General features: G+C 39.0%; 10 protein-coding genes. 5 read left to right on the forward strand and 5 right to left on the reverse strand.

The features are described 5' to 3' along the window. Positions 1-147: 147 nt before the first annotated feature. Positions 148-2,379: a Tex family protein gene (locus tag JL102_RS04060; protein ID WP_202242877.1), complete on the reverse strand. Its 2,232-nt coding sequence runs from the start codon at positions 2,377-2,379 to the stop codon at positions 148-150. Positions 2,380-2,591: 212 nt separating this feature from the next. Between JL102_RS04060 and JL102_RS04065 the strand changes: the two genes are divergently transcribed. Continuing rightward, positions 2,592-3,158, forward strand: coding sequence for a TlpA family protein disulfide reductase (locus tag JL102_RS04065; RefSeq protein ID WP_202242879.1), 567 nt, complete (start codon positions 2,592-2,594; stop codon positions 3,156-3,158). On the opposite strand, the gene JL102_RS04070 is transcribed toward JL102_RS04065, so the two are convergent. The 3 genes from JL102_RS04070 to topA form a co-directional block, all read right to left on the reverse strand. Next, positions 3,155-3,418 carry a hypothetical protein gene (locus JL102_RS04070; RefSeq protein WP_202242881.1) on the reverse strand — a complete coding sequence of 88 codons (264 nt, stop codon included), beginning with the start codon at positions 3,416-3,418 and terminating at the stop codon, positions 3,155-3,157. The genes JL102_RS04065 and JL102_RS04070 overlap by 4 nt on opposite strands. Before the next feature lie 141 nt (positions 3,419-3,559). Continuing rightward, positions 3,560-4,261, reverse strand: a complete 702-nt coding sequence (locus tag JL102_RS04075; RefSeq protein WP_202242883.1) for an SIR2 family NAD-dependent protein deacylase — start codon at positions 4,259-4,261, stop codon at positions 3,560-3,562. A gap of 3 nt (positions 4,262-4,264) precedes the next feature. Beyond that, positions 4,265-6,580 carry a type I DNA topoisomerase gene (gene topA / locus JL102_RS04080; protein WP_202242885.1) on the reverse strand — a complete coding sequence of 772 codons (2,316 nt, stop codon included), beginning with the start codon at positions 6,578-6,580 and terminating at the stop codon, positions 4,265-4,267. 144 nt (positions 6,581-6,724) lie between these two features. Between topA and JL102_RS04085 the strand changes: the two genes are divergently transcribed. The 3 genes from JL102_RS04085 to JL102_RS04095 are packed head-to-tail and all read left to right on the forward strand — an operon-like array spanning position 6,725 to position 9,816. Continuing rightward, positions 6,725-7,225, forward strand: a complete 501-nt coding sequence (locus tag JL102_RS04085) for a SixA phosphatase family protein (protein WP_202242887.1) — start codon at positions 6,725-6,727, stop codon at positions 7,223-7,225. Between the two features lie 50 nt (positions 7,226-7,275). Beyond that, complete coding sequence (locus JL102_RS04090; RefSeq protein WP_202242889.1) at positions 7,276-8,343, forward strand: agmatinase family protein; 1,068 nt, start codon at positions 7,276-7,278, stop codon at positions 8,341-8,343. A 54-nt stretch (positions 8,344-8,397) separates the two neighbouring features. Further along, positions 8,398-9,816 carry an alanine/glycine:cation symporter family protein gene (locus tag JL102_RS04095; protein ID WP_237390383.1) on the forward strand — a complete coding sequence of 473 codons (1,419 nt, stop codon included), beginning with the start codon at positions 8,398-8,400 and terminating at the stop codon, positions 9,814-9,816. A 155-nt stretch (positions 9,817-9,971) separates the two neighbouring features. Here JL102_RS04095 and JL102_RS04100 read toward each other — a convergent pair whose 3' ends face one another. Continuing rightward, positions 9,972-11,081 carry an o-succinylbenzoate synthase gene (locus tag JL102_RS04100; protein WP_317191612.1) on the reverse strand — a complete coding sequence of 370 codons (1,110 nt, stop codon included), beginning with the start codon at positions 11,079-11,081 and terminating at the stop codon, positions 9,972-9,974. Positions 11,082-11,133: 52 nt separating this feature from the next. Here JL102_RS04100 and JL102_RS04105 point away from each other — a divergent pair, with 52 nt between their 5' ends. After that, positions 11,134-12,357 (forward strand): S-adenosylmethionine:tRNA ribosyltransferase-isomerase, encoded by a 1,224-nt coding sequence (locus JL102_RS04105; RefSeq protein ID WP_202242900.1) that lies wholly within the window; start codon positions 11,134-11,136, stop codon positions 12,355-12,357. Positions 12,358-12,391: the final 34 nt, after the last annotated feature.

A 12,391-nucleotide genomic window follows, 5' to 3' on the forward strand; every position in this document is an offset into this window, starting at 1 on the left:
AGAGCTTAAATTCGCACAAAAGACCCTCTCCCATAACTTCCTTGAAAAGAAGCCTTTAAAACTTCCTAAAATAAAAAAGGGATAAGTAAGATGATTTATATATTTCAATCAATTTACTTATCCCTAATGTATTGAATTATTAAATATCTATTTAAACAGACCTTTTAACTGGCTAAGCTTATCCTGAAAATCGCCGTCAGGAATATTCTCCTGTCTTTTTTTCTTAGGCTTAGCTGGTTGCTTACCAAAAGGATCGCTCTTCATGGATAAAGCAATTCTTTTTCTATTAAGATCCAGCTCTATTACCGTAACCTTCACTTGCTGCTGTACCGTCACCACCTCGGCAGGATTCTTCACAAATGAGTCTGACAAGTGGCTAACATGCACTAAACCATCCTGATGCACACCAATATCCACAAAAGCTCCGAAATTAGTAATGTTGGTTACTATTCCTGGCAACTCCATACCAATTCTAAGATCCCCTACACTGTTTACACCTTCTTGGAAAGTAAACACCTCAAAAGTCTCGCGAGGGTCTCTACCTGGCTTGGTTAACTCGCTCATGATGTCATTTAAAGTAGGGAGCCCAACCTGATCGGTAACATAACTTTTCAGATTTATTTTATTTCTAAGTGTAACATCACTTATCAAATCTTTTACATCACAACCCAAGTCATTAGCCATCTTCTCTACAATATGATAACTTTCAGGGTGTACCGCAGAACTATCAAGAGGATTTTCTGCCTCTCTAATTCTTAAGAAACCTGCTGCTTGCTCAAAAGCCCTTGCTCCTAACCTAGGCACATCTATCAAAGCCTTTCTATTTTTAAAAGGCCCATTTTGATTTCTAAACTCTACTATTGACTTAGCTAATTGTGGCCCCAGACCTGACACATAACTCAATAGCTCCTTACTAGCCGTATTCAACTCAACACCAACAGAGTTCACACAGCTCATCACTACATCATCAAGCCCATGTTTAAGCGCATTTTGATCAACATCATGCTGGTACTGCCCCACACCTATAGATTTAGGATCTATCTTTACTAATTCGGCCAATGGATCCATTAATCTTCTACCGATAGACACAGCACCTCTTACAGTTACATCATGATCTGGGAATTCATCTCTAGCCACTTCTGAAGCAGAATAAACAGAGGCTCCACTCTCATTTACCATAATTACCATAATGCTCTTTGGTAAGCCAAGGCTCTTCACAAAGCTCTCAGTCTCTCTACTAGCTGTACCATTACCAATGGCTATAGCCTCCACGTCGTACTGCTCACAAAGATATTTCACTAAAGCTCCCGATTCGGCTACTCTTTTTTGAGGTTCATTGGGGAAGATAGCATCATTATGAAGCAATTTACCTTGCTTGTTCATAACTACTACTTTACAACCCGTTCTAAAGCCTGGATCTAAGGCCAGCACATTCTTTTGCCCCAGTGGAGCTGCCAATAATAGCTGACGAAGGTTATCAGAAAATACTCTTATAGCCTCTTCATCTGCCTTGTTTTTAGAGTTAATACGGATTTCCGTTTCCATTGAAGGTTTCAATAGCCTCTTATAACAATCTTCAGCAGCCATTTCTACTTGCTTACTAGCTTCATTAGTACCTTCTACAAAGTTCCTTTTCAGAATCTGATGAGCAGGCTCATCATCAGGAGCAATATCCAGTGTCAGAATCATTTCCTTCTCCCCTCTCCTCATGGCCAACAGCCTATGACTAGGAGTTTTAGAAATAGGCTCATCCCACTCAAAATAATCCTTATATTTCTGCCCCTCCTGCTCTTTTCCTTTAATAACTCTTGAAACAATTACGGCATCATTTTCAAACAGCTGACGCATGCTTTTACGCACTTCCTGATCTTCGTTGATCCACTCAGCAATTATATCTCTAGCTCCCTGTAATGCTTCTTCCAGGCTAGCCACTTCTTTTTCTTCGCTCACATATTCCGCAGCATATGCTTCCAGATCAAAATCTTCCTGCTTAAAAATACGCTCTGCCAATGGCTCTAAACCTTTTTCCTTGGCCTTAGTAGCTCTGGTTTTTCTCTTAGGCTTATATGGTAAATAAATATCTTCCAACTCAGCCATAGTTTCAGCCATGTTAATGGCTTTCTCTAGCTCAGGGGTCAGCTTCTCTTGTTTTTCTATTGATTTTAAGATTGCCTCCCTCCTCTTATCCAGATCTCTAAGCTGCTCTACCCTGTCTCTGATGGAAGTAATAGCTACTTCATCTAAGCTACCAGTCATTTCTTTCCTATACCTGGAAATAAAGGGAATGGTAGCCCCTTCATCCAGCAGATCAACTACTGAAACCACCTGCTTTTCACTCACTCCTTGCTCCTGAGCGATGATTGAGATATTCTTATCCATTTTAAATATTTAAAGGTTATTCGATTTTGAAGCCTGCAAATTTATGAAATATTGATGTACCTGACGGACCTGCCAGTCAAAAGTTATACACATAGTGCTATTCCAATTGCCAGCAAGATGTTTTAATATAAATTCTTTTAATTTAAAAGGTGTTATGATTATAGATTGATCTATGCAACCATAACTTTGTTGTAAATTTAGGCTTATAAAACATGAAAAAACAGCTCAGCGAATGGCTTTTAATCATAATTATTATCGGTGTACTCTATTTCACCGGATGGTATAAAGAGGTTGCTGTATTTCTACAAAAAGGTCTTTTGCTTACCGGAGCATTTGATGCTAACACAGAGTATGTAGCCAAAGAAAAAATAGATTATAACCTAACCTTAAAATCTACTCAAGGAGATACACTGCATTTTTCTGAACTAAAAGGCAAAGTCATCTTTATGAACATATGGGCCACGTGGTGCCCACCTTGCAAAGCAGAGATGCCTGGCATAGAAAATCTATACAAAGACTTTTCCGAAAGTAATAAAGTAACTTTTATAATGCTAGCTTTAGACTCTGAAAGCAAGGTTAAAAGCTACCTAAAACATTTCGGATACACCTTTCCTGCATACACGCCCTTGGGCAGACGAATACCTGAGATATATAGACCAAATTCTATCCCTACAACATTAGTTATTTCGCCAGAAGGTGAAATTGTGGCTAAAGAAGTGGGAATGAAAAATTATGACACTAAAAAGTACAGACGCTTTCTAAATAAGCTTGCCAATTAGTTATCTTCATGCGGATATCTATGTCTATAGCTAGCCAACCAGTCTCTGTATAAATCAGGAAACCGTGGCTTCATTTCTAAAGCTACCTCCACATCTTTGTTTTCTTTTTCGGAAGTCACACGTTTGTAAAATTGCCCATCATGGATATCGTAAATAATCAATCCATTATTTGTAAGAATCTTAAACCTGCCCTTACGATATTGGTCTATATCCAATATTTCTCTATCAGTAGTTTCTATAAACTTGGGAAACTTTCTCATAAAAACTTGAAAGTAAATTTAACAGCTTATTAATTTTAGTTTAGGTTGAGTAGGTTGGTTAGTTTAATGATATTACTGGTTTTTTTCCTATTAATCAAGAAAAACTCCAATATTAAGAAAAAAAATATAACCACAAATAAACTAAATATACTGAGATACAAGCTGTTGTCTCACCCGTTCTACTCCAGAAGAAGCAGACTCTTCAAATAGAAATAAATTTGGTTTTCTTTGTACTGAAGGGATTTTTCGATCAACAATAAATTTAGGAATAGACTCATCTACTAAATCGAGTAAGCCCGCTGCAGGATAAACATACAGTGATGTACCTACTACAATAAAATAGTCTGCCTCATATGTTTCTTTGGTAGCCTGCTCCATCATGGGAACCATTTCTCCAAACCAAACCACATTAGGCCTTAGTTGTGAGCCTTTTTCACACTTATCCCCAACCTTTAGTTCCCAATGATCCATGTCATAAACAAGGTTTTCGTCTAACGTACTGCGTGATTGAAAAAGCTGACCGTGTAGGTGAAGAACTTTAGATGAGCCTGCTTTTTCGTGAAGGTTATCAATATTTTGAGTTATAATGGTCACATCGAAATGCTCTTCCATTCGCACCAGTGCCATATGCCCTTCATTAGGTTTAACATGAAGGGCCGCTTTTCGCCTTTGGTTGTAAAAATCAAGCACCAGCTCTCTATTCTTTTTCCATCCTTGAGGAGAGGCCACCTCCATAACATCATGCCCCTCCCATAATCCGTCGGCATCCCTAAAAGTAGGAATGCCGCTCTCAGCACTAATACCAGCGCCAGTAAGTACCACTACCTTGGGCTTACGAGACATTTTTTATTTCGTCTTTTTCTTTGCCTTTCCCTTTTTTGCCGGCGCCTTTTCTGCTAATTCCAGGCACTCTTCCAGCGTAAGCTCTTTTGGATCTTTATCTTTAGGAATTTTAACGTTTTTACGACCTATTTTGATATAAGGACCAAATCTTCCATTAAGCACTTGCACATCTTCATTTTCTTCAAATGATTTAATGAATTTGTTCGCATCGGCTTCTCTCTTCGCTTTAATAAGCTCTATCGCTCTATCTAGCTCTATGGCATATGGATCTTCGCCTTTAGGTATAGAAACAAATTTATTATCGTGCCTTACGTAAGGGCCAAATCTACCTATATTGGCCTGAACATTTTTCTCCTCAAACTCACCTAAATCTCTTGGTAGCTTGAATAATTCAAGAGCCTCTTCTAGTGTAATACTCTCTATAAACTGCCCACTTCTCAGGCTGGCATATTGAGGTTTTTCATCTTCCTCATCGCCTAGCTGGGCCAAAGGACCAAATCTACCTAAACGAGCAATAACTTTCTTACCAGTTTTAGGGTCTACACCGAGCTCTCTGGATTTCGGCACAGCAGATCGTTCTATATTCTCAGTATCCTCTACTTTCGAATGGAATTCAGAATAGAAATCCTCTATCATCTTATCCCACTCCTTCTTGCCATGAGCTATTTCGTCAAATAGTTTTTCTACCTCTGCCGTAAAGCTATAATTAGTTACATTGGGAAAATGATCCACTAGAAAATCAGTAACCACCATGGCCACATTGGTAGGGAAAAGCTTATTTTTTTCGGTACCAGTAACCTCAGTAAGCTTAGTAGCTTTAATCTCTTTGTTTTTTAATCGAACTACAGCGTATTCTCTTTCCTTACCTTCTCTAAATTCCTTTACCACATAGTTTCTCTTCTGCACTGTAGAAATAGTAGGCGCATAAGTAGAAGGTCTTCCTATCCCCATTTCTTCCAATTTCTTCACCAAGCTGGCTTCTGTATATCTGGCAGGAGGCCTACTAAAACCTTGCCTCGCTTTCATTTCATCTAGCTCTAACTTCTGCCCTATTTCTAACGGAGGTAGCATTCCTTTTTGGTCTTCGGCATCATCCTCATCATCAGTTGACTCCAAATAAACAGAGAGGAATCCATCAAATTTAATCACTTCACCAGTAGCAGTAAGGTGCTGAGGAACAGTAGAAATGCCAATCGTAGCGGTTGTTTTTTCTATTTCTGCATCAGCCATTTGAGAGGCGATAGCTCTTTTCCAGATCAACTCATATAAGCGAAGACCGTTACGATCTACCGACGGCTTTAAAACAGCAAAATTGGTAGGCCTGATAGCTTCGTGAGCCTCCTGAGCAGACGATGACTTGGTTTTATATTTCCTTACCTTAACGTACTTCTCTCCAAATTCAGCTTTAATTTCAGCCACAGCACCGTTAACTGCCTCATCTGATAAGTTTACAGAGTCTGTTCTCATATAAGATATCATCCCAGACTCATAAAGCTTTTGAGCAATAGTCATGGTTTGAGAAACAGAAAAGCCTAATTTTCTACTGGCTTCCTGCTGTAAAGTAGAGGTTGTAAATGGCGGTGCAGGAGATTTCTTAGATGGTTTTTTCTGAAGATCAGTAATAGAGAACTCAGCTTCTTTGCAGGCTTCTAAAAAGGCTGTAGCTTCCTCTTCGGTGTCAAACCTATGGGCAAGGTCTGCATGCAGCTCCTTTTTATTGCCCAAATCAAAAATAGCTGTTATTCTAAAGCTTGATTTAGGCTCAAATTTATCTATCTCACGTTCTCTTTCCACCACTAATCTTACAGCCACAGACTGTACCCTACCGGCAGAAAGACCTGTCTTTATTTTTTTCCATAAGATAGGCGAAAGCTCAAACCCCACAAGTCTATCCAGCACCCTACGTGCTTGCTGAGCATTTACCAAGTCTATATCGATACCTCTTGGTGTTTTTATAGCGTTTTCAATGGCATTTTTAGTAATCTCTCTAAAAACGATTCTTCTTGTTTTAGAATCATCCAGGTTTAGAGCTTCTTTTAAATGCCAGGAAATGGCCTCTCCTTCACGGTCATCATCACTCGCGAGGAAGATTGTCTCAGAATCCTTCGCTAATTTCATCAACTCCTTAATAACGGACTTCTTATCGGCCGTAATTTCATAAGTAGGTTTAAACCCGTTTTCCTTATCAATAGCCTTATCGCCTTTAGGCAGATCTCTCACATGGCCGTAACTCGAAGTTACTTTATAATCTTTGCCTAAATAGCCTTCTATTGTTTTCGCTTTTGCTGGTGACTCTACTATTACTAAATTCTTCGCCATATAACTCCGTTAATACTCGTTGCCTAATTCAAATATCTATATTTTTTATAAAGATAAAATTTTTGTGGTAATTACATAATCGAGCTGACATTTGCTAGATTAGATTATGAATGGCAAATTAACAACTCTATTTTTACAAAAGTTATGAGTAAGACTTTATTTCTTATCCGTCATGCCAAAGCTTTGGACAGGCAAAATAATCAACCAGACAGTGAGCGAGAGCTCGACTCTGTTGGTTTACAGAATGCTACCCGTATGGGCATGAACCTGGAACATCAAAATGTACGCCCTGATATCATTATATCTAGTCCGGCACTTAGAGCTCATGCTACCGCCTCTCTCATTGCAGAGCAAATAAAATATGATACAAGTAAGATACACCATAATCCTGAGATTTACGAAGCTTCTACAAGGACTTTGCTTCAGGTGATCAATCAATTTAAAAATGAATGGTCTAATGTTATCTTAACGGGACATAACCCTTCTATCAGCTACCTGGCAGAATATATTACCAAAGAGGAAATAGGTAACATGACTACTTGCGGAGTAGTAAGAATTGAATTTGACTTTGATGATTGGTCATTAGTCTCAGAGGGCACAGGAGAGCTAATTTCTTACCAATACCCTGATCTTCTGAACTTTTAATCTGCTTTAGTCAGTACAAAGTCATTAATATTATTTTTTTTTGCAACCTTATGGTTAGTAAAGAAGAAATAATAGCCAAGTTTGATCCTAATGGCCCCAGCGTTCCCGGTAGTCTTTATGGGCTACCGTTTGGTATGGAACACTCTGAGTTAATAATTATACCTGCTCCTTGGGAGGTAACAGTATCTTACAAGGCAGGTACGGCAGATGCTCCTAAAGCTATTTTAGAAGCATCTACTCAGGTAGATCTTTTTTTAAGAGACATACCAGACGCCTGGAAAATGGGAATGCATCTATTACCAGTGGCTGAAGGATTTGAGGAGGAGAACAGAAAGTACAGAGACTTGGCCATGAAATATATACAGTGGCTCGAAAGCAATGAAGAAGAATGGATTACCGATAATTTAAAAATTATCCCTAATGCCATTAACGAAATATGTGAAAAGGTAAATATTTTCATTAAGTCGCAAGCCACCGCATACCTTAACGCAGGTAAAATGGTAGCTCTGTTAGGAGGAGATCATAGCACTCCGCTAGGGTATATTAATGCCTTAACAGAGAAATTCGGATCTTTTGCTGTACTACAATTTGATGCTCATGCAGACTTGAGGGCCTCTTATGAGGACTTCAACTATTCACATGCTTCAATTATGTATAACGTACTTAAAAATCCTAATATCACCAGACTAGTGCAGGTAGGAGTAAGAGACTTGTGTGAAGAAGAAGCGGCCTTTATTAATAATTCCAATGGAAGGGTATTAACCTACTATGACGAAGATATAAAAAGAGCTCTTTTTGAAGGAGTAGCCTGGCACACCATATGCAAAGAAATTATAAACCAGCTGCCTGAGCTTGTTTATATTAGCTTTGATATTGATGGACTAGATCCGAAGCTCTGCCCTAATACGGGCACACCTGTACCTGGGGGATTGGAATATAATGAAGTAATTCACTTAATTAAAGAAATAGTGAGATCAGGCAGAGCGATTATCGGCTTTGACCTCAATGAAGTATCTCCCGGAGAAGATGAATGGGATGCCAATGTTGGTGCTAGACTGCTTTATCAGCTAGGCAGCCTAATGGGTGCCTCTATGGGTAGACTTCATTTAATAGATTAAAAACAGAAAAGACTGAAAATTTTCTATATTAGTGATTTACGAAATACCATAACTTTGAAATACATAGAAATTTATCCCGTCCAATTTGCAAAATGGATCTGGGGAACTCCTTTGCTCTTTCTTCTGATGGGAGGAGGTCTTTATTTTCTGATTTACTCAAGATTTTTGCCCTTCAAATACTTTTTACATGCCGTTAATGTATTAAGGGGCAAGTATGATGACCCAAATGATCCTGGCCAGATTAGCCACTATGAAGCACTTTCCACTGCTCTTGCAGCCACTGTAGGCATGGGAAATATTAGCGGTGTGGCAGTAGCTATTACTGTTGGCGGCCCGGGAGCCATTTTCTGGATGTGGGTGAGTGCTTTTGTTGGTATGGCTACCAAGTTTTTCACTTGTACCTTGGCCATACTTTATAGGGGCAAAGATTCGGCAGGAAAAATACAGGGAGGGCCAATGTACTTCATTGATGAAGGACTAGGAAAATCCTGGAAGCCACTGGCAGTTATGTTCTCTATTTTCGGACTAATTGGTTGCCTTCCTATCTTTCAAGCCAATCAATTAACTCAGGCATTACAAGATATTTTATTCATCCCAAACGGAGTCAAAGGCACTGAAATCACCTCTGGAACACTTAAATTTAACAGCACCGATCTTTACATAGGTATAGCCATTCTGCTCTTTGTATCACTGGTAATATTTGGAGGAATAAAGCGAATAGGAAAAGTAGCCGGCAAGATGGTTCCGCTAATGGTAGTGGTGTATTTTATATCAGTGATTGGAATTTTGCTGGTTAATGCTTCTGAAATACCAGAATACTTAAAGCTGATCGTTTCAAATGCTTTTACAGCAGAAAATTACAATTTCACTGCAGACAAATTTGATGGTGATCCTATTTTCGGAGGTATGCTTGGAGGCTTGATAATCTTAGCTGCACGTAGAGCTGCCTTTTCTAACGAAGCAGGTATAGGTACAGCACCTATGGCACATGGGGCGGCCAAGACAAAAGAACCAGTCAGAGAGGGGCTAGTCGCGATGCTCGGGCCATTTATTGATACCATTGTAGTATGTACCCTCACTGCACTAGCCATTTTAATAACTGGAGTATGGAAAACAACAGATAATGACGGCGTATCACTTACAGCGAAAGCCTTTGAAACAGCCATTCCGGGAGTGGGACATTATATCTTGATGGTTTGTATCCTGATATTCTCCATAACGTCACTATTCTCTTATTCCTATTACGGCTCCAAATGTTTAGGTTACCTTATAGGGGCAGAAAGACAGCATTATTATAATTACTTCTACGTATCCACGATTATTTTTGGGGCTATTTCATCGCTAGACACTATTATCAGTATTATAGACTCCGCTTTTGCACTTATGGCTATACCCACAATGATTGGGGCTCTCTTACTATCTCCAAAAGTAAAAGAAGCATCTAATGACTATTTTAAGAGGCTAAAGGAATAGGTCGGCTTTCTCCTAAATAACTAAAAAAGTATTGCTCATGACCTACAAAAAAGTCATGAGTAATACTTCATCCTACCAATACTTAACAGATTGATTGTCAAATTCAATACACTTAAAGATCAATCTGATTGAAGAAACTTCTTTATATTTTTCCTTTAAAGTTGAAGCGCACTCAAATCCCATTTAAGTTGAGAGTTATAACGAATAAAATCACCTACCACCTCTAATGGAGAATCAATATTATTATGATACAGCTTACCTGTTCCCAGTCCCTGATGTCCCGGAGCTTGTAGCTCAGCGGCAAATTGCGAAATGGCATTTAATCCAATATTGGATTCCAATGCCGAGGTTAGCCACCAGCCAATCCCTCTTGGTTCAGCCAAAGACACCCATTCCAGGCATGACTCCAAGCCTCCGAGTAAGGTTGGCTTCAGAATAATATATTGTGGTTTAAGCTCTTCTAATAGCTCTATTTTATCGGCCCTAGAGTAAACACCAATAAGCTCCTCATCTAATGCTATAGGGATGGGCGAAGCACCACATAACCGACTCATATCTTTCCACTGATGCTGTTTTATGGGCTGCTCTATAGAATGAAGTTTCAGTTCTGCCAATCTCTCCAATTTCTGCATTGCCTCCTCAGGGGAAAAGCCGCCGTTAGCATCTACTCTCAATACACACTCAGCATCTTTACTTCTGATATAAGACAGAAGCTCAATTTCCTTTTCAAAATCAATAGCTCCTATCTTAAGCTTTATGCAGCTATACCCCTCCTCTATTTTTTTATCTACTTGAGATTTCATAAAATCCATTTCTCCCATCCAGATCAATCCATTGATAGGAATAGGCTCTTTTTTGAACACAAAATCATTAGAAAAGAGCTGCCTTTCTCCTCCATTTAATAGATCTAAAAAGGCTGTTTCCAGTGCAAATCTTATGGAGGGAAAGTCCTCTCCTGCCAACTCATTGGCCAGTTTGTATGCTTCCTCTTTATTTTCTGGAAGAGATTCTTTTTCTGTGAGTAAATTTAGGATTTTCGAAATTCTTTCTTCTAAATCAGGGCGATCATCCACACTTAATCCTTTTAGCGGCCCACATTCTCCCAAGCCAAATTTTTCAGGATCATTACCATCCCATATTTTAATAAAAAAAGTATCCTTTGTCTTTAAAACCCCTCTTGAAGTTCCTGCATCAAATTTAAAATTAAGGGTATATTTTTGGTAAGATGTATTCACGCTCATATCTAAATCTCTTATTTCGGCCACAATTTGGAAGTTTTATCCTATTTAATCAACAGATGCCAAGTATATTTGCCAAATGAGCAACAAGGTAGACCAACAGATAAGATTAAGTGATTATAACTATGACCTCCCTAAGGAGAAAATTGCTAAGCATCCATTAGCTGAGCGTATGAATTCCAAACTATTGGTATATAACGAAGGAAACATTAATCATACACAATTTTTTCATTTAGATGATTATTTACCTGATGATGCTAACCTCTTTTTTAATGACACCCGGGTAATTCCTGCTCGCTTACATTTCAAAAAAGACACCGGAGCCAGTATAGAAGTCTTCCTCCTAGAGCCCCATTCCCCCACCAATGACATTGCTAAAGCCATGCTGGTAGCGCATGAATGCGAATGGTGCTGTATGGTGGGTAATTTCAAAAAGTGGAAAGATCACCAATCTCTGCAATTATCATTGCTTATTAATGACAAGCCTGTAACACTTACTGCAGAAATTGCTGATAGAGAGAAACAGATTATCAGACTCAAATGGTCTACGGCAAATCATTTTGTGGAGATAGTAGAAGCTGCAGGTAAAATCCCGCTGCCTCCTTACATTGATAGGGATGTAAGTAAGGAAGATAAAGAGCGTTACCAGACCATATATTCTCATGCTGAAGGAGCTGTAGCTGCACCTACTGCAGGCCTGCATTTTAGTGATGCCGTGGTGGATAAACTCAAAGATAAAGGCGTAACCCTAAACTATCTCACACTGCATGTAAGCGCTGGCACTTTTCAGCCAATAAAAGAAGAAAATGTGCTGAACCATCCTATGCATTCTGAACAGGTAATTGTAAAGCTTGAAAATATACAGTCTTTACTAAACAACCCCAAGGTAATAGCAGTTGGTACCACTTCTATGAGAACGCTGGAAAGTCTGTACTGGTATGGCGTGAAGCTCATTAAAGAAAAAAATGCCGATTTTACTATTGCCAAGCTATTTCCATATAAGTACACTGACGCAGAGCTGCCTACTACAAAAGAAGCTCTCACAGCCATAAAACATAAGATGAAAGAAGAGGGTGTACAGGAAATTACAGGTCACACGGAAATATTCATCTTTCCCGGATACAACTTTAAAGTAGTAAAGGGTCTGGTTACCAATTATCATCTACCAGGTTCTACATTGGTACTATTAGTTGCCGCCTTCATTGGCGCCCAATGGAGAGAAGTATATCAGCAGGCTCTTGATAATGATTATAGATTTTTGAGCTACGGAGACTCTTCTTTGCTCATACCACAATCAATATAAAGCATAAAAAAAGGAGCTGTCATTTGAGCAGCTC

Origin of the sequence: Fulvivirga sediminis (genome assembly GCF_016757215.1) — a bacterium.
Classification (GTDB): Bacteria; Bacteroidota; Bacteroidia; order Cytophagales; family Cyclobacteriaceae; genus Fulvivirga; species Fulvivirga sediminis.